The 22,501-nt window shown below is 70.4% G+C and carries 19 protein-coding genes; 10 read left to right on the forward strand and 9 right to left on the reverse strand.

Features of this window, described 5'->3' with window-relative positions:
• Window positions 1-254: 254 nt before the first annotated feature.
• From FOF48_RS34565 to FOF48_RS34605, 9 genes are all read left to right on the forward strand, one after another.
• Window positions 255-1,400 carry a hypothetical protein gene (locus FOF48_RS34565; protein WP_143908990.1) on the forward strand — a complete coding sequence of 382 codons (1,146 nt, stop codon included), beginning with the start codon at window positions 255-257 and terminating at the stop codon, window positions 1,398-1,400.
• A gap of 12 nt (window positions 1,401-1,412) precedes the next feature.
• Window positions 1,413-2,435, forward strand: a complete 1,023-nt coding sequence (locus FOF48_RS34570) for a serine/threonine-protein kinase (protein ID WP_143908992.1) — start codon at window positions 1,413-1,415, stop codon at window positions 2,433-2,435.
• A gap of 27 nt (window positions 2,436-2,462) precedes the next feature.
• Window positions 2,463-2,843: a VOC family protein gene (locus FOF48_RS34575; RefSeq protein ID WP_143908994.1), complete on the forward strand. Its 381-nt coding sequence runs from the start codon at window positions 2,463-2,465 to the stop codon at window positions 2,841-2,843.
• A 127-nt stretch (window positions 2,844-2,970) separates the two neighbouring features.
• A complete protein-coding gene (gene selA / locus FOF48_RS34580; RefSeq protein WP_143908996.1) occupies window positions 2,971-4,365 on the forward strand; it encodes an L-seryl-tRNA(Sec) selenium transferase in 1,395 nt (464 codons plus the stop codon).
• Window positions 4,362-4,955 (forward strand): HNH endonuclease, encoded by a 594-nt coding sequence (locus FOF48_RS34585; RefSeq protein WP_143908998.1) that lies wholly within the window; start codon window positions 4,362-4,364, stop codon window positions 4,953-4,955. Before selA ends, FOF48_RS34585 begins: the two co-directional genes overlap by 4 nt.
• A gap of 119 nt (window positions 4,956-5,074) precedes the next feature.
• Complete coding sequence (locus FOF48_RS34590; protein WP_235685949.1) at window positions 5,075-6,130, forward strand: P-loop NTPase; 1,056 nt, start codon at window positions 5,075-5,077, stop codon at window positions 6,128-6,130.
• Entirely contained in the window at window positions 6,127-7,962 is a 1,836-nt protein-coding gene (locus tag FOF48_RS34595) for a helix-turn-helix domain-containing protein (protein WP_143909000.1), read from the forward strand. The genes FOF48_RS34590 and FOF48_RS34595 overlap by 4 nt, the downstream gene beginning before the upstream one ends.
• A gap of 77 nt (window positions 7,963-8,039) precedes the next feature.
• Window positions 8,040-8,303, forward strand: coding sequence for a hypothetical protein (locus FOF48_RS34600; RefSeq protein WP_120526362.1), 264 nt, complete (start codon window positions 8,040-8,042; stop codon window positions 8,301-8,303).
• Window positions 8,304-8,314: 11 nt separating this feature from the next.
• Window positions 8,315-9,322 carry an RluA family pseudouridine synthase gene (locus FOF48_RS34605; protein ID WP_143909002.1) on the forward strand — a complete coding sequence of 336 codons (1,008 nt, stop codon included), beginning with the start codon at window positions 8,315-8,317 and terminating at the stop codon, window positions 9,320-9,322.
• On the opposite strand, the gene FOF48_RS34610 is transcribed toward FOF48_RS34605, so the two are convergent.
• Together FOF48_RS34610 and FOF48_RS34615 are read right to left on the reverse strand one after the other, a co-directional pair.
• The gene (locus FOF48_RS34610) at window positions 9,303-10,613 is read right to left on the reverse strand and encodes an HD-GYP domain-containing protein (RefSeq protein WP_143909004.1); all 1,311 of its coding nucleotides are present in this window, start codon (window positions 10,611-10,613) and stop codon (window positions 9,303-9,305) included. The genes FOF48_RS34605 and FOF48_RS34610 overlap by 20 nt on opposite strands.
• 4 nt (window positions 10,614-10,617) lie before the next feature.
• Entirely contained in the window at window positions 10,618-12,384 is a 1,767-nt protein-coding gene (locus tag FOF48_RS34615) for a HEAT repeat domain-containing protein (RefSeq protein WP_143909006.1), read from the reverse strand.
• Window positions 12,385-12,584: 200 nt separating this feature from the next.
• Between FOF48_RS34615 and FOF48_RS34620 the strand changes: the two genes are divergently transcribed.
• Window positions 12,585-12,914, forward strand: a complete 330-nt coding sequence (locus tag FOF48_RS34620; RefSeq protein ID WP_143909009.1) for a hypothetical protein — start codon at window positions 12,585-12,587, stop codon at window positions 12,912-12,914.
• A gap of 57 nt (window positions 12,915-12,971) precedes the next feature.
• Here FOF48_RS34620 and FOF48_RS34625 read toward each other — a convergent pair whose 3' ends face one another.
• The 7 genes from FOF48_RS34625 to FOF48_RS34655 all read right to left on the reverse strand — a co-directional run bounded on the left by FOF48_RS34625 (window position 12,972) and on the right by FOF48_RS34655 (window position 22,370).
• Window positions 12,972-15,437 carry an OPT family oligopeptide transporter gene (locus FOF48_RS34625; RefSeq protein WP_143909011.1) on the reverse strand — a complete coding sequence of 822 codons (2,466 nt, stop codon included), beginning with the start codon at window positions 15,435-15,437 and terminating at the stop codon, window positions 12,972-12,974.
• Window positions 15,438-15,624: 187 nt separating this feature from the next.
• A complete protein-coding gene (locus FOF48_RS34630; protein ID WP_014396039.1) occupies window positions 15,625-16,512 on the reverse strand; it encodes an RNA polymerase factor sigma-32 in 888 nt (295 codons plus the stop codon).
• 421 nt (window positions 16,513-16,933) lie between these two features.
• Window positions 16,934-19,003: a DUF3488 and DUF4129 domain-containing transglutaminase family protein gene (locus FOF48_RS34635; protein ID WP_143909013.1), complete on the reverse strand. Its 2,070-nt coding sequence runs from the start codon at window positions 19,001-19,003 to the stop codon at window positions 16,934-16,936.
• Entirely contained in the window at window positions 19,000-19,968 is a 969-nt protein-coding gene (locus tag FOF48_RS34640) for a DUF58 domain-containing protein (protein ID WP_143909015.1), read from the reverse strand. The genes FOF48_RS34635 and FOF48_RS34640 overlap by 4 nt, the downstream gene beginning before the upstream one ends.
• Complete coding sequence (locus FOF48_RS34645) at window positions 19,965-20,945, reverse strand: MoxR family ATPase (protein WP_143909018.1); 981 nt, start codon at window positions 20,943-20,945, stop codon at window positions 19,965-19,967. The genes FOF48_RS34640 and FOF48_RS34645 overlap by 4 nt, the downstream gene beginning before the upstream one ends.
• Before the next feature lie 141 nt (window positions 20,946-21,086).
• A complete protein-coding gene (locus FOF48_RS34650) occupies window positions 21,087-21,410 on the reverse strand; it encodes an STAS domain-containing protein (protein ID WP_143909020.1) in 324 nt (107 codons plus the stop codon).
• A 222-nt stretch (window positions 21,411-21,632) separates the two neighbouring features.
• Entirely contained in the window at window positions 21,633-22,370 is a 738-nt protein-coding gene (locus FOF48_RS34655) for a lytic transglycosylase domain-containing protein (RefSeq protein ID WP_143909022.1), read from the reverse strand.
• Window positions 22,371-22,501: the final 131 nt, after the last annotated feature.

Consider the following 22,501-nt stretch of genomic DNA (forward strand, 5'->3'; position numbering starts at 1 on the left):
CTCGTAGCGCATCATCTCGCCTTGCCTCCTTGCGGAGACAACAACCGGCGCTCCCACATCCATCAGACACGGCCTAGCGCAAGCCTCGCCGACGCCTGAATCCGGTCATTCTCCGTTGACCGGCGGGTGGGCAGCGAGAAGCGGGGCTCATGCCCCCCGGTCCGTCACCACTGGAAGGGGCTCGGGAGGAGCGAGGGGGCTGATACTGTCGGTGGGCCGTTCCACCCCCTCGTTTGCGTGAAGGACAACACGCCATGAGCCACACCGACGCCCCCGCCCCGCAGATAGACCTCAACCGCACCGCCGTGGAGATCGCCCCCGAGACCTTCTGGGTCGGGAAGCGCGAGCCCGGCGGCATCTTCTTCGCCAATCCCTACCTGCGGCGCTTTCGCGGCACGGACGCGCGCACGAAGAAGGCCGCGGAGTTCAATCTCCTCATCGACCCCGGGTCGAGCAGCGACTTCTCCACCATCCACACCAAGGTGGTGTCGCTGATTGGCGGGATGGACCGGCTGTCCGCGCTCTTCATCAACCACCAGGATCCGGACGTGGGCTCGTCGGCGAACATCATCTCCGCGCGCTACTCTCCGCGCGCGAGCATCCTGTGCTCCGAGGACACCTGGCGGCTCATCGTCCACTTCAACCTGCCGCGCAACCGCTTCATCCCGACGGAGAAGTTCTCCCAGGGGCTGAGCGTGCCCACCGGGCACCGGTTGTTGCCGGTGCCGTCGCCCTTCTGCCACTTCCGGGGGGCGGTGATGCTCTACGACCCGCAGACGCGGGTGCTCTTCACGGGCGACCTCTTCGGCGGCCTCACGGACAGCAAGGCCCAGGGCCTGTGGGCGGACGAGTCCGACTGGACGGGCATCCGGGCGTTCCACCAAATCTACATGCCGGTGAACTCGGCGTTGGTGCGCGCGGTGGCGGCCATCCGGAAGCTGACGCCCGCGGTGGAGATGATCGCCCCCCAGCACGGCCGCGTCATCCGGGGCAAGCTCGTGCAGCAGTTCCTGGAGCGCATGGAGCGGCTGCAGGTGGGCCTGGACATCATCGACGAGGCGCAGGACCGCACGCACCTGCAGGCGTGGAACTCGGTGGTGGACCGGGTGCTGACGCTGGCGCGCGGCTACCTGGGGGACTCGGTGGAGGCGAAGCTCACCGCGAGCGACCAGCTGTCGGACACGGCGAAGTTCAACGGCAAGCGGCTGGAGGTGAGCCGGATGGGCAAGTGGACGCTGGAGCACGTGGTGGAATTGCTCTGCCAGGGCGAGCCCACGGAGATCTCCGGCCCCATCATGGTGGAGGCCACCATCGCCGCCGCCGAGTACAACCTGCCCACGCCCCACCTGGACATCGAGGGCGCGGGCGCACCGGCCCCCGTCTCGCTGTTGGAGTCGTGAGGGGAGGGCGGGGTGCATTCCAAGGACGATGACGCAGGAGCCGTGGCGTACCTGGGCCCGGACGCGCTGCGGGAGCAGGCCCCGGCCGGGGACGGCCTGGAGCCGACCTTGCCCCAGGTGCGGACGCCCGTGTCTCCAGGGGGCACGCTGATCCAGGGCGCGGTGACGCCGCAGCCCGCGCCGGTGAACCGGGGGCTCGTCCCCGGGCAGGTGGTGGCGGGCCGCTACCGGGTGGAGAAGTGGCTGGGCGTGGGGGGGACGTCGGCGGTGTACCAGGCGCTGGACCTGAAGAACCAGCAGCGCCTGGCGCTCAAGGTGCTGGCGGTGCCGCACGCGGACGAGGCCCTGGTCACGCGCTTCCGCCAGGAGGTGGAGCACGCCAAGGCGTTGGAGCACATCAACATCCTGCATGTCTTCGACGTGGGCATGGATGGCGACCGGCACTACCTGACGGTGGAGCTGCTGGAGGGCAGCGACCTGCGGCAGGTGATGCTGGAGGGGCGCCCCACGCTCGCCAATGCCTTGCGGTGGTTGATGCACGCCTCGGTGGCGCTGGAGCACGCGCACGCGCGCGGGGTGCTGCACCGGGACGTGAAGCCGGGCAACCTGTTCATCACGCGCACGGGCGTGTTGAAGCTGATGGACTTCGGGCTCGCCAAGAGCGCGCACGTGATGGGCAACACGGCGCAGGGAGCGACGCTGGGGACTCCGGAGTACATGGCGCCCGAGCAGGTCACGGGCGCGGCCGTGTCACCGGCCACGGACCTGTATGCGCTGGGCGTGGTGGCGTACGAGCTGCTCACGGGGCGGCTTCCGTTCCGCCATGCCCAGCCCGTGCCGCTGATGCTCATGCACGTGCAGGAGACGCCTGTTCCCCTGCGGAAGGTGCGTCCGGAGCTGCCGGAGGCGTTCGAGCGGATTGTGTTGAAGCTGATGCGCAAGCGGCCCGAGGAGCGCCAGGGGAGCGCGACCGTGCTGCGCAGTGAACTGGCGGGGTTGTGGCCCCTGGTGCTCAATCACACCCGCGAAGTATAGGGAGGGGTCTCGGCAAGGAGCCCCTCCATGTCTGTCCGGTTCAACCACACCATCATCGCCGCGAAGGACAAGGTGGCGTCCGCGCATTTCCTGGCGGAGCTGCTGGGGCTCCCCGAGCCCCAGCCCTTCGGACACTTCCAGGTGGTCAAGCTGTCGGACGGGGCATCGCTCGACTTCGCCAACAGCGAGGAGGAGATTCGCTCGCAGCACTATGCCTTCCTCGTCTCGGAGGAGGTGTTCGATTCGCTGATCGCGAAGATCCGCGACCGGAAGCTCCAGCACTGGGCCGACCCGCGCGGTCAGCGCGTGAATGAGATCAACACCCATGACGGCGGGCGCGGCGTGTATTTCCAGGACCCGTCCGGGCACTTCATGGAGGCCATCACGGTGCCGTACGGTGGTTGGTGACGGATTGTTTGTCTGGGATTGAGGGCGCCCGCTGCTGTCGCCGCCGCCTCGATGTCGCCATCAATTCGTGACATCGAGGGCCCGGTCGCAGCCCGTCGCGGGTGGAAATCAGGTAGGCTGCCGGGACATGGGCGCTGCGTCGAACCCTTCGGAAGGAAAGAACGCGCTGCTTCGCGGCCTTCCCTCCATCGAGCAACTGCTGCGGCGGCCGTCGCTGGAGCCCCGACTCGCGAACCTCCCCCATGCCCGCGCGGTCGCGGCCCTGCGGCTCGCCGTCGAACGCGTGCGCTCCCGGCTCCTCGCCGGTGACTCGCGCCCCTTCGAGGACGCGGACGTGGAAGCCGCCCTCACGTCCCTGGCCACGCCGAACCTGCGGCCGGTGCTCAACGCGACCGGCGTCGTGCTCCACACGAACCTGGGCCGCGCGCCGCTCGCGCCCGAGGCCGTGGAGGCCGTCGTCGCCGTGGCGCGGGGCTACTCCAACCTGGAATACGACCTGGACGAAGGCGAACGCGGCAGCCGCTATGCCCCGCTCGTCGGCCTGCTGCGCGCGCTCACGGGCGCGGAGGATGCCATCGTCGTCAACAACTGCGCGGGGGCCGTGTTGCTCGTCCTCGCGGCGCTTGCCTCGGGCCGCGAGTGCGTCGTCTCTCGCGGAGAGCTCGTCGAAATTGGCGGCGGCTTTCGCATCCCGGACGTCATGCGCCAGTCCGGCGCGAAGCTCGTGGAGGTGGGCACCACGAACCGCACCCGCCGCGCGGACTACGCCAACGCGCTGGGCCCGGACACGGGCCTCATCGTGAAGGTCCACCGCTCCAACTTCGCGCTCGTCGGCTTCACGGAAGAGGCCTCGCTCGCGGAGCTGACGGACCTGGGCCGCACCCGGGGCGTGCCCGTGTTCCAGGACCTGGGCTCCGGCGCGCTGGTGCCCCTGTCCGGTCCTGGCCTCACACCCGAACCCACCGTCGCCCAGGCCATCAGCGCCGGGGCGGAGGTCGTCGCCTTCTCCGGAGACAAGCTCCTGGGGGGGCCCCAGGCCGGTGTCATCGTCGGCCGGGCGGACCTGCTCCAGCGCATCAAGTCCCACCCGCTCACACGTGCCTTGCGTGTCGACAAGATGACGGTCGCGGCCCTGGAGGCGACACTCGCGCTCTATCGGGACGGCCGCCCGGGCGCGGTCCCCACCCAAGGCCTGCTCACCCAGCAACCAGCGGTCTTGCAGGCCCGCGCACAGCGGCTGGCGGCCCTGCTCGCGGCACGCGGCGTCGAGGGCCGGGTGCTGTCGGTGGATGGACAGGTGGGAGGCGGAGCCATGCCGCTGTCCCGGTTGCCTTCCTACGCTTGCAGCCTCACCGTAGGAGCGCCGAAACTATTCCTGGAACGCCTGCGCGAAGGCGAGGTGCCGGTTATTGGCAGGATTGCGGATGACGAGATCGTTCTCGACGTCCGATGTCTCTCAGAGGAGGACCTGGGGCAGGTCGCGCAGGCTGTGGCGGCCGCCCATTCGGGAAGCCAGCCATGATCAACAGCGCCGTGCTCGTTTTAAACCGGTACTACCAACCGGTTCACGTGACGTCGGTTAAACGGGCTTTTTCCCTGCTGTATCAGGGCGTCGCCAAGGCCATCGACGAGCAGTACCGCTTGTATGAGTTCGAGGACTGGGCCGCGCTCAGCGCCACCCAGGACAGCATCACCACCATCGACCGCACCATCCGCGTCCCCCGAGTGCTCGTGCTGGGTGCGTATGATCACCTGCCGCGCGCCAAGGTGCGCTTCTCGCGCCTCAACATCTACGCGCGCGACAACGACACCTGCCAGTACTGCGCGAAGCAGCTGCCCCGCAGCGACCTCAACCTGGATCACGTCAACCCGCGCACCCAGGGCGGCAAGACGACGTGGGAGAACGTCGTGTGCTCCTGCGTGCCCTGCAATCTGAAGAAGGGTGGCCGCACGCCGGAGCAGGCCGGGATGCGGCTGCTCAAGAAGCCCGTGCGCCCGCGCTGGACGCCGCTGTTCCGCGGGGCCGTCCGCAAGGTCACATACCGTGAGTGGCTGCCGTTCCTGCACCTCGCGGACCTGTCGTACTGGAACGTCGAGCTGCTCGACGAGTGAGTGTCACCGGCCGTGCCCCCGGCCGCCTGCCCCCCGAGCCTCCTGGCGAAGGGGGGCCGGCGGCCGTGGGACGGCCGTGAAATGGCGGGGTGTCGACTCGGGCGGTAGGACGGGCTTTGATGCGAGCCTTCGTGAAGCCCGCCCCTTCGTCGCCAGCGGTCCCTGCCTTGCTCACCAGTGCGTCGCCGCGTGCCGTGGGGGCCCCGGCGACGGGCGTGTCGCCCGCGGGGCCCGCGGGCCTGACGCGGCGGGCGCGCTCGCGGCGGATCATCGCGGTGGGCGGCGGCAAGGGCGGCATCGGCAAGTCGATGGTGTCCGCGAACCTGGGCGTCGCGCTCGCGCAAGCCGGCCACAAGGTGCTGCTCGTGGACGCGGACCTGGGCGGGGCCAACCTGCACACCTGCCTGGGCGTGGGGCCTCCGGAGGCCACGCTGTCGGACTTCCTTCGGCGCGGGAAGGCGGACCTCGAGGACGTGATGGTCGCCACGGGCGTGCCGGGCCTGTCGTTGATCGCCGGCGCGCAGGACTCGCTGGACGCGGCGAACCTCAAGTACGCCCAGAAGCAGAAGCTGCTGCGCACGCTGCTGTCGCAGACGGCGGACTACCTCATCCTGGACCTGGGCGCGGGCACCAGCTTCAACACGCTCGACTTCTTCCTGATCGCGGACCACGGCCTGCTGGTGGTGCTGCCGGAGCCCACGTCCGTGGAGAACGCGTACCGCTTCGTCAAGGCGGCCTTCTTCCGGAAGCTCCAGCAGACGGAGGCGCGCTACGGCATCCAGGACCTCGTCGAGGGCGCGCTGTCCACGCGCGAGGGGGCGCTCCGGACGCTGCACGACGTGGTCGAGCAGGTGCGGCGCAAGGCCCCGTCGGACGCGGAGCGGCTGGAGCGGGAGCTGGCGGCGTTCCGGGTGCGGCTGGTCGTGAACCAGGCGCGCACCGACGCGGACGCGAACGTGGGCGCCGCGATGGTGTCCGCGTGGAAGAAGTTCTTTGGCATCGACATGGATGATCTGGGCGCCCTGCGCTACGACGACGAGGCGTGGCGCGCGGTGCGCAAGCGCAAGCCGGTGCTCATCGAGCGGCCCGACTCGCCCGTGTCCCAGGGCCTCCAGCGCATCGCCGCGCGGCTGCTCTCTCTCGACGGCCTTTCCCCCGAGTCCGCCATTCCATGAAGCCCTTCGCGCAGCAGACCTACTACGAAATCCTGGAGGTGCCGCCCACGGCCTCAGACGCGGAGATCCGCGCGGCCCACCAGCGCCTGATGGAGCTGTATTCGCCCGACTCCATCGCGGTGTACGCGCTGGGGGATCCGGATCAGGTGGAGGCGCTGCGTGCGCAGATGACCGAAGCGATGGAGATGCTCACCGACGCGGACCTGCGCGTCGAATATGACCGCTCCATCGGGCTGTCCACGGATCAGCTCGCGAAGGCCGCCGCCGCGGTGGGGGCCCCGGACAAGGTGGATTCGGCCACGCGGGTCGCGGAGGCCCTGGCGACCGCCGCCGCGGCGCTCGCCAAGGCCGCGGGGGCCGTGGATGCTGAGAGGCTGGAGGCGGAGTCGCGGCTGAAGGCCGCGTCGTCCGTGAACGAGGATGCGGTGGAGGCGCCGCGCGCGAGCGGTACGCCCGGAAAGAGCGAGGATCGGATGCGCGGTGAGGAGTCGAAGCGGCAGGAGTCCTCGGGGATGGACGCGCCGGGCGCGGCCCCCGAACCGGTGATGGTGGGAGGCGTGGCGGTGGTGGAGGCCTTCCGGGCCTCGTTCACCCGGAGCCTGTCGTTCGTCTACGTCCCCGCGGGGCCGCTGCGCGGACAGGGCAGGGGGGCCGTCACCGAAGGCCTGGGGGCGTCACCAGGCCCCACCGTGGAGGCGAAGGAGTCGGTGGCCGCCGAGCCCGCGAGCGAAGCGGCGTCCGCGTCGAGGCCTGCCGCCGCGCCGGCCGAAGCCGCGACCGTGGCGCCACCGGACCCCGCGCCGAAGTCGGGCGAGGCTGCTTCGGGGGGCGGGACCTCCGCCGCGTCCGCGCCAGACTCCCAGGGCCCCTCCGCGAACACCGCCGGAGCCTCGGCCGTGGAGCAATCCAGCGCCACGGCCTCGGCGCCCTCCCGGGCCGAGCAGGACGCGGCGCCCGCACCGTCGGCGGGTGCGGACCTCACCGCCCTCGCGTCAGGGGAGCACGCGGGGGCGTCCGTCGAGGCCGCTGCTCCAGCGTCCGTGGCCTCCACGTCGGACGGCGCGGTGGCTCCGGGAGTGGATGCTCCGAAGGTCGCCACCGCCGTTTCGGACCGCGAGCCGACCCCGGAGGCCGGTGCTCCGGACCGCGCCGAAGCGGCTTCCTCGGAAGCCAGCTCGGTGTCTCCGGAGGCCGGCGCCGCGAGCCCCCTCGCCCCGGCGGTCCCGGATGAGGCCGCCCGGACGGCGGCCGTGGACAGCGCCTCGGTCGCGACGACGACCCAGGGTGAGTCGTCTCCGAACCCCGCTCCGACCCCGGACGCGACGCCCAGCGCGTTGGCCCGGACCCCGGCCACCGGGGCTTCGCGCGCCGCCGTGCGACCGCTGACGTCACGCCCCATCGACTCTCGGCCCGCCACGGGACCTGGCGCATCGAAGAGCCCCACCGTCCGGAAGCTCGGGGACGCCCAGGTGCTGGCGCAGGATTCGGCCATCGCGACGGCGGAGTCCGCGCTGGCGCAGGTGGCCGCCAAGGTGCGCGAGGCGCGGCCTCGGGGCGTGGACATCCCCGCGGACGCCGAGTTCAACGGCGAACTGCTCCGCCGCGTCCGCGAGGCCCGGGGCCTGTCCATCCAGCAGCTCGCCGACCGCACCCGCATCTCCGTGCGTCACCTGGAGAACGTGGAGGCGGACCGCTACACCGCGCTGCCCACCACCGTGTACCTGCGCGGCATCCTCATGAACCTCGCCCGCGAGCTGGGCCTGGACCCCCTGCGCGTGTCCAAGAGCTATCTGGCGCTGTTCTCAGAGAAACCCGCCAGGTCGGGCCGCTGACGCCGAGGCGGCCGGGCACCCTCCCATGCAACCGGAAAAGTTGACTCGCACGGGGTGGGTGCCTAAGTAGTGGCACGATGACGGAAGAGGAAAAGGTCAAGGCGATGCGACTCGCCCGCGCGATCGCCTCCGATATTTCGCTCTACAACGAGCAGAAGATCATCAAGGGCATCGAGCAGGACAACCTTTTCGAGGTCCTCAAGGAGGAACTGGAAGAGGGGCGCGCGCTCTACAAGAGCCGCGTGAGCGCTGAAATCAGCACCCAGGCGAACTTCTTCGAGCGCGCCATCAACGACATCGTGTTGCGCTCCAAGGCGCACGTGAAGTCGAAGATCTGGTAGCTCCTTCCGCCGTGGCCTCACCCGACACGCGCGAGCACCGCGCCCTCCCCGAAGCCAGGGGCGAGCGCCTGGACCAATACCTCGCGCGCGCGTTCCCGGACCTCACGCGCTCCCGGCTCCAGGGCCTCATCGCGGACGGCCATGTGCTGTCCGACGGCAAGCCGGGCAAGGTCGCCCAGCGCCTGCGTGGGGGCGAGCTCCTCACCGTCCACATCCCCGCGCCCGTCGCCGCCATTCCCCAGGCCGAGGCGCTGCCCGTGTCCGTGCTGCACGAGGACCGCGACCTCGTCGTCGTGGACAAGGCCGCCGGCATGGTGGTGCACCCGGGCGCGGGCCACGCCTCCGGGACGCTGGTCAACGCCCTCCTGCACCGCGTGAAGGACCTGGCGGGCGTGGGCGGCGAGCTGCGCCCCGGCATCGTCCACCGGCTGGACAAGGACACCACCGGCTGCCTCGTCGTCGCCAAGCACGAGAAGGCCCTGGTGGCCCTCCAGAAGGCCTTCAAGACGCGCGAAGTGCAGAAGACGTACCTCGCGCTGGTGCACGGCGTGCCGCCCGCGGAGGGGCGCATCGAGACGCTCTATGGCCGTCACCCCATCCACCGCCAGCGCTTCACCGGCAAGGTGAAGGAGGGCAAGCCCGCCATCACCGTGTTCCGCGTGCGCGAGGCCTTCGAGGGCGCGGCGCTGGTGGAGGTGGACCTGCTCACTGGCCGCACGCATCAGATCCGCGTCCACCTGGCGGAGGCCGGACACCCGCTGCTGTGCGACGCGCTCTATGGCGGCGGCCGCAAGGCGAAGGGCGCGGTGGAGAAGGCGCAGGAGGCGCTGGGCCGTCAGGCGCTGCACGCGTGGCGCCTGGCCTTCGAGCACCCGCGCACGCACAAGGCGCTGACGCTGGAGGCGCCCCTGCCGGAGGACTTCACCAAGGCCCTGGGCCTGCTGCGCGAGGCCGGCCTTCCGGCGGGGCCGCCCGCCCCGAAGAAGCCGGCCCCGAAGGCTAGAGTCCGGAAACGCTGAGCTGCTGCTGGCGGCGGGAGAGGACCTTGATGGGCTGGATGGCCATCACCCGCATGAAGACGGACAGCAGCTCCGGGTCGAACTTCTGGCGCATCTCCGTCCACATCAGCATCAGCGCCACCTCCGGGCCGTACGCGTCCCGGTACGGCCGGCGCGAGGTGAGCGCGTCGTAGGCGTCGCAGATGGCGATGACCTTCGCGTACACCCCCAGGTTCGTCTTGGGGATGATCATCTGGATGTTGCCGCGCGCGTCGCGCACCGCGGTGCCGTAGTCCGTCTTGTGCTCGAACGTCGTCACCACGCGCAGCAGCGTGGAGCGGCTGAAGCCCTTCTCCAGCAGGATGTTGCGCACGCTGATGAGCGGCGCGCGGGCCACCGTCGTCTTCTCATCCGCGGTGAGCGCCCCGCGCTTGGTGGACAGCTCCTCCGGCAGCGTCGTCATGCCCGCGTCGTGGAAGAGCGCGATGTAGCCCAGGTCGCGCAGCTGCGGCTTCGTGAGGCCCAGCTCGGCGCCGAACACGATGCACATCAGCGCCACGTTGACCTGGTGGTAGACGAGGTAGTCCTCCTCGCGCTTCTGCGTCGTCATCCCCAGGAAGTGGGTGCGCTGATCGAAGGAGATGTCCACGAAGTCCTGCACCAGCCGCAGCGCCCGCGAGGAGCCAATGGGCTTCCCCGCGCGCACGGACTCCAGGTACTTCTGAAGGAAGAACACGGCACGCGCGTACACGGTCATCGCGTACTTCTTGCGGTCGACCTTCTGGTCGCCCGGCGTGTCCATGTCCTTGTTCATCTTCTCCTTGAGCTTGGAGAACTTGGCCACGCGCATGTTGAGGAGCTTGCGCCCCTGCAGCCCGTCCTCTTCCGCCGCGGTGGACTGCTCCTTGCTGAAGATCCAGACGAAGTTCTTCAGCTCCTGCACCGTGACGGGCTTGGTCAGCGTGATGCCGCCCACGTCCTTGGCGCGCATCTCCGACAGCAGGTAGCGCTGGTTCTCGATGGAGTTGAGGTCCACCTTCACCAGCATGCCGTTCAGGTAGTACGAGTCCTTGACGCCCGTCAGCTCCAGCCGGCCTTCCTTGCCGATGATCTGGTTGATGATGTCCTGGAGCTGGTGCAGCGGCTTCTCGAAGACCGCGTTCTCCGGGTCATACATCTTCACCGAGCGCACGAGCATGTAGAGGCCCGCGAGCATGGAGCGCGACAGGCCCTGGAGCTTCTCGTTGTGCTCGCGCCCGTACTCCCCCAGGTTCTCGTCCTGGGTCTGATTGATCTTCAGGTTGTCGGCCATGGTGTCAGCTCGCCTCTTCCGGAAGCGCCGAGTCCCCGAACAGGGCCTTGCGCGTCTGGTACATCGCCTTGCGGGCCGCGGTGAGGATCTCCACGGGCTGCGTCTTGTCCTCCACCACGGCCTGCAGCAACTTGTAGGACTGGATGGAGCCCGCGCCCCCCAGGCCGGTGACGGCCAGCAGCTTGTCCTCCATCACCCGCCGCTTGTTGAGCAGCGACGGCTTCACCGTCAGCAGCTGCTGCATCATGGACAGCGCGGCGGGGAGGTTCGTCGCCCCGATGGCCGCGTAGATGGCGGACTTCTCATCCGACGTCTTCTTGTCCCAGCCGGAGTCGCGCACCAGCTTCACCAGGTCCGTGAACGCGCGGTCGCGGTCGAACTCCGGCAGCAGCTTCGCGGCCAGCATGCGCACCTGGGAGACGCCGTCGGTGAGCGCTTCCTGGATGATGCGCCGGGCCTCGGCCGTGCGGCCGCGCCCGATGATCTGCATCACCTCCAGCTTCACCACCAGGTTGGGGCTCTTCATGACCTGGGAGAACATCTTCACCCGCTCCGGGTGGTTGCTCTTCTCCAGGATGTAGACCATGTCGCGCACCGTCTGGGGCCGGTCCGACAGCAGGCGCGCCACGAACGGCTCCGGCAGCTCGCGCGCGAAGGTGCCCAGCACGTCGCCCAGGATCGAACGGTTCTCCGGCAGCTCGATGGACTCCAGCACGTTGAGCAGCGGCAGCACCGAGTCCACGCCCAGCGCCTGCAGGTAGCGCGTCACGTCCTGGGGGTTCTTCGCGCGCGTCGTCTTGAGCGACTCGCCCAGCCGCGTGAGGCGCTGCTCCTCGCCCATCTTGTGGAGGAAGGACTGGAGCATGCGCCCCAGCTCCTCGCCGCCCTCGCGCTGGGAGAGCGCGCGCAGCTTGAGGACGATCTGGTTCACCGTGCCGAAGTCGTCCTGCAGCAGGAGCATGTCCAGCAGCTGCAGGAAGATCTCCTCCAGCAGCGCCACGTCGTCCACGCCGCCTTCCACCACCTGGAACACCGCGCCCACCAGCTTGGGGAACAGGCGCGCGTTCTCCTCCTCCGTGATCTCCCGCTGCAGCCGGGCCTTCAGGTCATCCGTGGCGTGCCGGCCGCCCACGACGAGGCCGCGGATCTGCTCCACGCCGTCCAGCTTCGCGTCCAGGTCCTCCGCGGACACGCGCGCGAAGCGCAGGAAGTCATCCGAGTTCGTCTGGAGGCGGGAGTAGAGGTAGCCCACCACCTTGTCCACCTCCACCTGGACCTCGTCCTCGGAGGCGCCCTCCATGGAGAAGCCCTCCACCACCACGTACTCCACCTGCTGCATGCCCGCGCGCCACAGCTGCGCGAGCACGTCGTCCGCGCCGCGCTCCGGCTCCGACAGCGCGATGAGCGTGAGCGTGACCAGCTCCTCCAGCGGCAGGCCCGGCCGGAAGATGAGCTGGCGGATGCCGTCGCGGAAGAACTTGTAGGGGAGCGGCGACTCTTCCGAGAAGAGCGGCTCGTTGTAGAGCATGAAGTTCTGCTGCTCCACCTTCAGCGAGAGCGGTCCGAACTTCTCCGTGTACGCGGAGATGGACTCCAGCGCCTTCGAGAGGAACTCCGGGAAGCGCGCCTCGTTGTGGCGGTACATGCCGATCTGCTTGATGCCCTTGAGCAGGTGGAACGCGAACGTGCGCGCCAGCTCCACCTTCTCGCGGACCTCCGGTGACTGCTCCGCCTCCGCGTTGGCGTCCGTGACTTTCTGGGGCTGTGCCATGAAACCTGGAAGAATCCGGATGGGGCGGAAGGCCCCGGTTGAGGGGCCTTCGATTGTACTCCCGTCCCGGGCCGGGTCCCAATCCGAGAACCGCCCAGAATCCAGGGGGTTGAAGTGACACCTGATCAACACGGGACAGGCTGGCGGGGAATCCCCGGTGTGTTAGGCAAGGAGCCCCTTCGACCCTGGAGTCCCCGCCGATGAAGCGATTGGCCGCGTCCGCCCTCGTCCTGGCGTCCCTGACAGGGTGCTTCCGCATGAGCGTGCGCAGCCCGGCGCCGCGCGACGGGGCCCCGGAAGGGCAGCTGGGCGCGAGCTTCGTGGCGGGCCTGACGACGTCCAACGTGGCCGCGGCGGAGTGCCGGCATGGCCTGTCGCGGGTGGACGTGTACTGGCCGTGGTGGAGCCCGTTCGTCTACGTCTTCACGTTCGGCGTCGTGGCGCCGCTGCGCGCCGAGTACGTCTGCGCGAAGGAGCCGGACGCGAGCGGCGGCGACCCGAGCGTGCCGCCGTCGATGCCCGCGCTGTAGCGCCCCCCTCCCCGCGCGGTGAGGCGAGCGGGGGAGGGTGGCCGTGACGGGGGGGCGTCAGTGCGACGGCGGCGGGGCCTCGGCGCCGCTCTTGCCCTTGAGGGCGGAGCGGAAGAGGACCGCGGTGAGGACGGTGAAGAACGCCAGGCCCCAGACGTTGGACCACGTCGGGTGCGCCAGCTCGCTCTCGCCCACGGCGTTGAGGAACGCGCCGAACGCGCCCTCGTGCCCGAAGAGGGCGGGCAGGTTGATGGCGCGCGTCCAGGCGCCGTCGCTGGCGATCTCCAGGAACGCGATGAGCACGCCCGCGATGGAGCCGCCCGCGATGTAGCCGGACGACATCAGCGTGCCGGGGGAGAACTCCGACTCCGCCGCGCTGCCGCCGCGCAGCTTGTCCACGAAGTGGCGCACCATGCCGCCCACGAAGATGGGGGCGCTGCTGCTGATGGGCAGGTACACGCCCACCGCGAAGGGCAGCGAGGACACGCCGCACAGCTCCAGCATCAGCGCGATGAAGACGCCCAGGAGCACCAGGTCCCAGGGCAGCCGCTGCGTGAGGATGCCGTCGATGATGAGCGCGAACAGCTGCGCCTTGGGCGCCGAGTAGCGGGTGAGCGTCTGGCCCTCGTACTCGCTGATGCGGCCGCCGATGCCCGGGTCCACCACGTACTGGATGCCGCCCTGATCATCCACCAGGTAGCGCCCGGCGGGCACGGGCGTGTCCGCGCCGCGCACGAAGCCTTCCCGGTAGACGCGGTCCGGCCCGGCGGTGACGGCGCCCGCGTCGGACAGCTTCAGCGACGGGCCGTTGGCCGGCGACAGCGTGAGGCCCGCGAGCTCCTGGGCGGGCACCGGGCGCCAGCTGCGCAGCTCCAGCGCGCCGTCCGCAGGCACCATGTCCAGGCGCTCCGCCCACAGCGAGCGCTTGAGCTGCGCGGGCGTCATGCCGCGCTGGGAGAGCGCGTCCTGGCTCACCGCCCAGCGGTAGGTGTGCTGGGTGCGCGTGGTGTCCGTCAGCTCCGTCACCTGCACGCCCGGGTGGGCCTCCGGGATGACCGCGGTGGCGCCCTGGTTGAGCAGCACCAGCACCAGGCCGATGAACATCGCGCTGGTCAGCACGCCCACGAAGAGGGCGATCTGCTGGCGCTTGGGCGTGCCGCCCACGAGGAACGCCGTCTTCAGGTCCTGCGCGGTGGTGCCGCCGTTGGACGCCGCGATGCCCACGATGGCCGCCGTGGTGAGCGCCATGAAGCGGTCCGGCGACGACGTCCAGCCGAACAGCAGGTACACGAGGCAGGTCACCAGCAGCGTCGCCACCACCATGCCGGAGATGGGGTTGGAGGAGCTGCCAATCTCACCGGTGATGCGCGCGCTCACCGTCACGAAGAAGAAGCCGAAGATGACGATGAGGATGGCGGAGATGAAGTTCACGTGCAGCGGGGGCGCCAGCCAGATGGCCAGGATGAGCAGCGCGCTGCCCACCAGCACCACCGTGATGGGCAGGTCCTGGTCCGTGCGCAGCACCGTGGGCAGCTGCCCCTGCGTGCGCGACGCGCGCAGCGTCTCCACGCTGCGCTTGAAGGCGCCCACGATGGTGGGCAGGGAGCGGATGAGGCTGATGAGGCCGCCCGTCGCCACCGCGCCCGCGCCGATGTAGAGCACGTACGCGTTGCGGATCTGATCCGGCGACATGTCCCGGATGAGCATCCCGTTGTGCACGAGCAGCGGCGTCTCCATGCCGCTGCCGAAGAAGGACACCATCGGGATGAGGATGAGGTAGCTGAGCACGCCGCCCGCGAAGGTGATGGACGCGACGCGCGGCCCGATGATGTAGCCCACGCCCAACAGCTCCGGGGACACCTCCGTGGAGAGCGTCGCGGCCTTGAGCCCCTTGATGGGCGTGCCGATGGCCTCCTTGAAGAGCTTCATCCCGGAGTAGGCGAACTTGTAGACGCCGCCAATGATGAAACCCAGGATGACCGTGCGCGCGTTGGTGCCGCCCTGCTCACCGACAATCAGCACGTCCGCGCTCGCGGTGCCCTCCGGGTAGGTGAGCTTGCCGTGCTCCTGGACGATGAGGCCCTGGCGCAGGGGAATCATCATCAACACGCCCAGCACGCCGCCCAGGGCCGCGGTGAGGAACGCGTGCGTGAGGCTGATGTCGTAGCCCAGGATGAGCAGCGCCGGCAGCGCCGCCGCCACGCCGAATGCCAGCGACTCACCCGCGGAGCCCGTCGTCTGGACGATGGTGTTCTCCAGGATGCTGGAGCGCCCCAGGGCCCGGAAGATGGCGATGGAGAGCACCGCCACCGGGATGGACGCGGACACCGTGAGGCCGACCTTGATGGCCAGGTACACGGACGACGCCGCGAACACGATGCCCAGCACCGACCCGAGCACCAGGCCGCGGATCGTCAGCTCCGCGGGCGACTGCTGCGGGGACACATAGGGTTTGTGCGGGGCGCCATGCGCTTCCGCGAGGGGGACGCGATCATCGACGACCGGCGGGGAACCGTGGGACAAGCAGCCACACTCCTGACAGGGAATCCGGCGTCCCTTCTAGCAGGGTCTCCGCCGCCGCGCGAAAACAGCCGGGACTTTGAAACGGTCGCCCGCCCTCCAGAAAAGGGCGACGCCCCGCGCGCCCTGTGAAGGGCGGCGGGGCGTGGAGTCACAGGGACCGCGTGGCTGTGTTCGACGGCGGCGCGCGTCAACCCTGGGCGGCGAGCGTCTCCGGATCCACCTCCGCCATCAGGGCGGCCAGCTCCGACTTGAGCTTGTCCTTGGCGCGGATCTCCAGCTGTCGGGCGCGCTCGCGGGAGAAGCCAAAGTGCTCGCCCAGCTCCTTGAGCGTCATGGGGCGCTCGTTCATCACGCGCTGCTCGATGATGAAGCGCTCCCGTGGATCCAACCGCATGAGGGCCGTGCGCACGCGGTTGTTGATGAGGCCCGCCTCCTCCTTGTCCGCGAACTCGTCGTCCTGCGGCGCCGCGGCGCTCACCACGAAGTCCACGTGGCTGTTGCCCCCGTCCTCGCCCATGGGGGCGTCCAGGGAGAGGTCGCGCCCGCCCATGCGCTGCTCCATCTCCCGGACCTCGCCTGGCTTCACATGGAGCTTGCGGGCAATCTCATCCACGTTCACCACGGCCTCGCCGCTGCCCAGCTTCTCCAGCTCGCGGCGCGTGCGCGCCAGACTGAAGAACAGCTTGCGCTGCGCCTGGGTGGTTCCAAGCTTCACCAGCGACCAGCTCTTGAGGATGTAGTTCTGGATGTACGCGCGGATCCACCACACCGCGTAGGAGATGAGGCGGATGCCCTTGTCCGGGTCGAACTTCTGCACCGCCTTCATCAGGCCGATATTCCCCTCCTGGATGAGGTCGGACATCTTGATGCCATAGGAGCGGTACTCGTAGGAGACCTTCACCACGAAGCGCAGGTTGCTCGTCACCAGGCGGTGGCCCGCCGCCAGGTCCCCCTTGATGAACCGCCGCGCCAGCTCCTGCTCCTCCTCCACCTTCAGCAGCGAGTACTGGTTGATCTCCGAGAGGTACATCGCGAGGGAGCCGGAGTTGGATGATTGCTCGGTCGAAGCCTGCATGGATGGATTCTCCAAATCGGGCCTCCTGACGGCGCGGAGGCGCGTGAGAGGTGCCCTGGGTTCAGGTCCCACAACTTGACGTGTCAGCCCTGAGCAACCGGGATGCCAACCAGGGGTTGGATGTATTCGCGTGTGTCTCCAAGGGGTTGGAAAACGCAGGTGGATGGCTCCGAGGAGCCGCCTGTAACCGTTACCCGGACACCAGAGGAAATTCGCGGCTCTGGGTGGGTAGAAAGTGCACGTCTCCCAGCCCTCGAGCACGCCTCGCCATGGCGCCCGTGAATGGGGGGCCGTTGAAAGGCTTAATGGCGTCGCACGCCAGGGTGGGGAGACATTTCGCTACCCCGCCCGGGTGTTCCTGGGGAGGGCGGGCGACCAGCGGAGGAAGGCCGCTTCCTGCCAGAGGGCACTTCCGTTCCGCTCAGGAAGCGCGGGCGGTAGGGCTTGATTGGCCGTCTGGTTTCACGGCGCGGCGTGCGGCTTCCGCCTCCAGCGCGCGGCGGAGCGTGGCGAGCAGGTGCTCGGCCTCTCCCTCGCGCAGGGCCCGGCGGCCGAAGCGCGCTTCCAGGTAGCGGCGGGTGAGGGGCGTCAGGGCCAGGGCCAGCGGGTGTCCATCGCGGGCCAGGCGCGTGGTCAGGTCCTCCAGCGCCTCGTGTTCGAAGCGCGGGACGTGGGCGCGCTGGAGCAGCGCCTCCACGCGGTCCAGCAAGCGCGTGGCCTCCAGGGCAGGAGCGCGGCTCGTCCAGCGAGAGGCGAAGCGGCTGGCGCGCCAGACGACGAAGGCCACGACGGCGGCCGTCACCCACGCGCGGGGCGGAGGCAGGCGGCTCGAGCCCGGATTCTCGGCGGACCCAGCGGGGCGGCGGGGCGGGCGCACCAGGGCGCTCGCCAGTTCGAACTGATCGCGGAACGAGTAGTCGACGACGGAGTTGCGCCAGCGCGCCTCCACGGCCTCATAGAGGGCGAGCAGCCGCTCCAGGAGCACGGGCCCCTGGCTGGTCCGGTTCGACGGGGGCGTGGCGTCCACCGTGATGAAGCCGCGCCCCGGGACGAGCACATGCGTCCACGTGTGCGCGTCCCCCGCGCGCACCAGGTAGCCGCCGTCCACGCGCGTTCCACCGTAGAAGCCGGTGGCCAGCCGCGCCGGGATGCCCTGCGTGCGCAGCAGCACCGTCAGCGCGGTGGCGAAGTGTTCGCAATGCCCCGCCTTGCGCACGAAGAGGAAGTCGCCCAGCGGATCCTCCGGCATGCCTCCCTGCTCCAGCGTGTACGCGTAGTCGCGCTGCAGGAAGCTGGCGAGCTTGCGCGCCGCGGCCAGCGGCTCCTTCTCTCCCGCGAGCACCCGCGTCGCGAGCTGGCCCACGCGCGGATCCAGGTGCTCGGGCAGCGCCAGGAGCTGATCCTTCTCCGGCTGGAGCAGGGCCGTGGACAGGTCCGCCTTCCCGTCCGGGGGCAGGCTGTAGGCTTCGTAGGTGTACGAGGGGGCGGTGATGGTGAAGCGCACCTCGCCGCCGCCGTGCAACTGCACAGGGCTGCTCCGCGTCCCCGTGGGCGTGTGGGCCAGGGCGTTGCCCAGCCGCGAAGGCGTCTCCAGCGCGATGAGCGTGCGGCTGCCGTAGGCGGGCAGCAGCTCGATGCGCTGGTGCACCAGCGTGTCGCTGGCGGGGCGCAGGGTGATCTGCCGCTCGGTCTGCTGGGCGCCGGCGACGTTCGTCCACTCCAGCCCGTCGAAGGTGTCGTAGGTGCGGCCCACCCAATAGGCGTCCAGCGCGTCCCGGCTCGGGTCGGGGGCGAGCTGGGCACGCAGCACCACGCGCGGGTTGCTCTTGATGGTGCCCGCGCCGCCCAGCCGCACGGTGTTGGAGAAGCCCGCGGTGCTGACCGCGCCCAGGCCCGGTGCCGACCGCGGCCCCACCATGGCCCAGTTGAGGCGGGGGAAGAGGACGAAGAAGGCCACCGCGCCGGCGACCGCGAAGGTCACGCCGCCCGACAGGGGCCGCAGCACCGCGCGCACGGGCACGGGTTCGCCGTCCGGCACCGCCGCCTCCACCACGCCCAGCGCCAGCGACAGGCTGGCCAGGACCCCGAAGGCGATGAGGCACAGCGCGTACGTCATGTCGCCCGACAGCGCCGCGCCGCCGGCCACCATCAACAGGCCCGTCAGGTGCGTCTGGCCCTCGGCGGCGGCGTCCGGCGTGGACAGCATCCGCTGCGCGGCGATGAGGCCCGCGAAGGAGCACGCGGCCACCACCGCGTTCATCGCGCCGGACATCAGCTGCATGCCCAGCAGGACTGCCGCGACCAGCAGCCCCAGCGCGGACAGGCGCGCATGGCGCGCGACCAGCCGCACGTCGCACAGCGCCAGCACCAGCGCGCCGAGGAACACCCCCAGCGCCCACACGGGGAGCTGCCCGGACACGGCCATCGCGCCGAAGGCCGCACCCGCCGCCAGGTCGCGCAGGACGAGCCGCAGCCGCAAGGGACGCCTCACGCCGCCTCCCGGGAGTCCGTGTCCTCGAAGCCCACCCACGCGAGCGCCTGGAGGATGCGCCGCTCCTGCCCGCCCCCCGCCGCCGGACGCAGGGTGCGCTCCGGAAGCTGGAGCCCCACTTCATTCCCCGCTTCCAGGAGCTGGTGGGCCTGGTAGGCGACCTCCTCGCAGCGGCGCTCCAGCGCGTCGCCCGTGAGGCCCGTCTCCAGCGAGAGCTTCCAGATGCGGCGCTCCTCGCGCTCGCGCTCCACCTTCAGCAGGCGACCCGCCGAGGCGCTCTTCAGCCAATGGATGCGCCGCGCGTCCTCGTTCGGAGTGAGCTCGCGCAGCCCCGCGACGTCGCCGGTGCCGTCCAGGTGGCGCGGGCTGCCCGCCTCGCCCCGGGGGCCGGACTCGGCGGGCCCCGGCTCCTTGCAGGCGTAGCCCCGGCGTGGGTAGACGAGCAGCGTGCCCTCCAGGAAGAACACCCGCGTCTTGGCGAACAGGCCCAGGGGCCACGTCGTGGTGACGCGCACCCCGGACAGGCGCACCGGGCCCCGGTGCGGCGCGGCCAGGTCCGCCCTCACGACGCACTCCTGCCCCGGGGGCAGGTGCCCCAGCCGGCCGGTGCCGGTGAGCGGGGACAGGTCCTCGGAGAACGTCAGCGCGAAGCCGTGGCCCGCCTTGCGCGACACCGCCCAGCGGTAGGCGAAGGGCTCCCGGGCGAAGGCCGCGTCCGCGCCCACCCGGCGCACCGTGAGGTCGCGCAGGCAGCGCTCCGACAGCACGCCGGACACCACCACCATGCTGAGCAGCAGGCCCAGCAGCAGGTACAGCAGGTTGTTGCCGGTGTTGAGCGCGCCCAGCCCCACGCCGAACGTCACCACCAGGTACGTGCGGCCCGTCTTCGTCACCGACAGCGTGCGCGGGGGACGGAAGAAGGCGCGCAGCCGGGCCCGGAAGGGGGGGCGGGCGGAGTCCTTCACCGGGGCGCCGCCACCTTGCGCGCCAGCTCCTCCACCAGGTGCGCCGCCTCGTCCCTCGCGGACACGCCCTGGACCGCGCTCCGGAGGAGCACCCGGTGCGCCCAGCAGGGCACCAGCATCGCGCGGACGTCGCCGGGGGTGACGAAGTCCCGCCCCTCCCACAGGGCCTGGGCGCGCGCGGCGGCCCCCAGCGCCAGCACCGCTCGCGTGGAGGCTCCGCGCTCCAGGTCGCCGTGCTCGCGGGTGGCCCGCGCCAGCCGCACCACGTAGTCCGCGACCGCCCCGTCCAGTTGCACCTCCTGGGCGAAGGCGCGCAGCGACGCCAGCTCTTCCGGCCCCGTCACCGCCTCCACCGACGGCAGCGGGGACGCGGCGCCGCGCGTGGTGAGCAGGCGCGCCTCCACGTCCGCCGCCGGGTGGCCCAGGGACAGCCGCACGAGGAAGCGATCCAGCTGCGAGTCCGGCAGGGGGTAGGTGCCGGAGAAGTCCACCGGGTTCTGGGTGGCCACCACGGTGAAGGGGGAGGGCAGGGGGTGCGTCTGCCCGTCCATCGACACCTGGCCCTGGGCCATGCCCTCCAGGAGCGCGGACTGGGTGCGCGGGGGCGCCCGGTTGAGCTCGTCCGCCAGCACCAGCTGACGGAACAGGGGGCCGGGACGGAAGGAGAAGGTGGCCGTCTGTGCGTGGAACACCTGCGCGCCCAGGATGTCCGCGGGCAGCAGGTCCGCGGTGAACTGGATGCGGGAGAAGGACAGGGCGCACGCGCGGGCCAGCGCCTCCGCCAGTGTCGTCTTCCCCACACCTGGCATGTCCTCCAGGAGCAGGTGCCCTCCCGCGACCACGCAGGTGACGACGCGCCGCACCTCGTCGGTCTTTCCCTGCACGGCGCGGCCAAGCTGGGCGGCGAGCCGCTCCATCACCGCGCGTGCGGAAACAGGGGTGGGAACAGGACCGAGGACGCGGGCGGGCTGGGTCATCCTGGGCGCGGACTCTAGCCCAGGCGACCGCACGGCGGCACCCCTCCAGTCCACCCGCGGTCCACTCCGGATGCCCGCCTGCCTTGGGGGCGCGGGCACTGCCGGGGATGTGCGCGGCCTGGGGACTTCACCTGCGCGGACTCAGGCCGACAGGATGTCCTCGGGCGTGTAGTACGCCCGGTGGGGCGAAGGTGATGACACCACGCCGAAGTAGCGGAACATCCGCTCGTGGTGGGTGGCCAGCCCGCGCAGCTGCACCGCGTTCTGCTTCAGGCCGTGGGTCAGGACGCCCACCGCGCTGTCCTTGAACTCGCGCAGGTGCGCGAAGTCCAGGACCACCTCGCTCTGGGCCAGGGCCTGGAGCGACACGCGCAGCTCCTGCGCCGTCCTCCCGTCCAACGTCCCCTCCAGGCGCAGGGTGACACGACCCGCCGCCTCCTCCCGATGAATCTGAAGCCCCGTCATGTTCTGCGCTCCCGCTGAGGTGTGCACGTGTGTGCCGCCTGTGATGGTCATTGGCGGCTGAGGCACGGCCCGGACCCCTGGGGGAGTTCGGGATTCCCACGGCGTCATGGGGGTGCACAGCCGGAGGCGAACAGTGCACCTTCACGGGCCAAGGGGTCAGTGGCAGGCGCGCAACTTCCGCTCGAGTGTTGTCGAGCGGGCGAAGCGCGTGTCACGCAGCGGTCAACCCTTGCGGTCGTTCGTCGGCTGCTCGGCACGCAGGCTCACCGCGTGCTCCTGCTGGGCCTTCAGCTTGCGGAACTCCTTCACGACCTTGGCGGGGTAGCCGGCCATGAACTTCACCCGGTTCGCCTTCTTGGCCAGGATGCGCTTGGCCAGCCCGGGGCCCGCGTTGTAGGCGACGAGCGCGCCCTCGACGGAGCCGAAGCGGCCGATCAGGTCCGCCAGGTAGGCGGTGCCCAGGTTCACGTTGGTCTCGAAGTCGAACAGGTTGGTGTGGCGGCCCAGCTGGTAGCCCGCCTTGTCCGCCAGGTACTTGCCCGTGTCGGGCATCACCTGCATGAGGCCCATGGCGCCCACGCCGGACACCGCGTAGTTGTTGAACGAGGATTCGCAGCGGATCAGCGCCACCACCAGCAGCGGATCCAGGTTGTTGCGCTCCGCTTCACGGACGATGGAGACCGCCAGCCGCCGCTGCTGCCGCTCGGGGAGCCCGGAGGCGCGCACGGCCTCGGCCACACCCAGCTGCTCCGCGCGGAGGTAGTCGGCCTCGTCTTCGTACACCTGCAGTCGGGCCAGCGCCGCCTTGAGCTGCGCGTCCTTGCGCGCCAGCTCCTCCCTCAGGGCCGTCACGTCCGGCGCCTCGCCCCGCGCACCCGCCAGCACCTGCACCGGAAAGGCCCCGGCACCCGTCCCCACCAACACCGCCGCCGCCGCCATCGCCACCGTCCAACCCCGCATCTCGCCCTCCCCTGGCGCCCCGCCGCCCGCGCCCGCTGACTCGCCCACACCCAGAGGCTAAGCAGGCAACGTGCCAGCGTACGTTGCGTCCGCCCGCTGCCTCACGGATCCTTAAGAGAGGGTCTGAAACG

The sequence above is a fragment of the Corallococcus sp. Z5C101001 genome, assembly GCF_007352635.1.
GTDB classification, from domain to species: domain Bacteria; phylum Myxococcota; class Myxococcia; order Myxococcales; family Myxococcaceae; genus Corallococcus; species Corallococcus silvisoli.

Excerpts from the sequence above, each read along its gene's own strand:
- FOF48_RS34655 (WP_143909022.1), bottom strand. The coding sequence starts at position 22,370 with ATGCGGGGTTGGACGGTGGCGATGGCGGCGGCGGCGGTGTTGGTGGGG.
- FOF48_RS34595 (WP_143909000.1), top strand. The coding sequence starts at position 6,127 with ATGAAGCCCTTCGCGCAGCAGACCTACTACGAAATCCTGGAGGTGCCG.
- FOF48_RS34575 (WP_143908994.1), top strand. The coding sequence starts at position 2,463 with ATGTCTGTCCGGTTCAACCACACCATCATCGCCGCGAAGGACAAGGTG.
- FOF48_RS34630 (WP_014396039.1), bottom strand. The coding sequence starts at position 16,512 with ATGCAGGCTTCGACCGAGCAATCATCCAACTCCGGCTCCCTCGCGATG.
- FOF48_RS34590 (WP_235685949.1), top strand. The coding sequence starts at position 5,075 with ATGCGAGCCTTCGTGAAGCCCGCCCCTTCGTCGCCAGCGGTCCCTGCC.
- FOF48_RS34585 (WP_143908998.1), top strand. The coding sequence starts at position 4,362 with ATGATCAACAGCGCCGTGCTCGTTTTAAACCGGTACTACCAACCGGTT.
- FOF48_RS34615 (WP_143909006.1), bottom strand. The coding sequence starts at position 12,384 with ATGGCACAGCCCCAGAAAGTCACGGACGCCAACGCGGAGGCGGAGCAG.
- FOF48_RS34650 (WP_143909020.1), bottom strand. The coding sequence starts at position 21,410 with ATGACGGGGCTTCAGATTCATCGGGAGGAGGCGGCGGGTCGTGTCACC.
- FOF48_RS34565 (WP_143908990.1), top strand. The coding sequence starts at position 255 with ATGAGCCACACCGACGCCCCCGCCCCGCAGATAGACCTCAACCGCACC.
- FOF48_RS34610 (WP_143909004.1), bottom strand. The coding sequence starts at position 10,613 with ATGGCCGACAACCTGAAGATCAATCAGACCCAGGACGAGAACCTGGGG.
- FOF48_RS34645 (WP_143909018.1), bottom strand. The coding sequence starts at position 20,945 with ATGACCCAGCCCGCCCGCGTCCTCGGTCCTGTTCCCACCCCTGTTTCC.
- FOF48_RS34600 (WP_120526362.1), top strand. The coding sequence starts at position 8,040 with ATGACGGAAGAGGAAAAGGTCAAGGCGATGCGACTCGCCCGCGCGATC.
- FOF48_RS34620 (WP_143909009.1), top strand. The coding sequence starts at position 12,585 with ATGAAGCGATTGGCCGCGTCCGCCCTCGTCCTGGCGTCCCTGACAGGG.
- selA (WP_143908996.1), top strand. The coding sequence starts at position 2,971 with ATGGGCGCTGCGTCGAACCCTTCGGAAGGAAAGAACGCGCTGCTTCGC.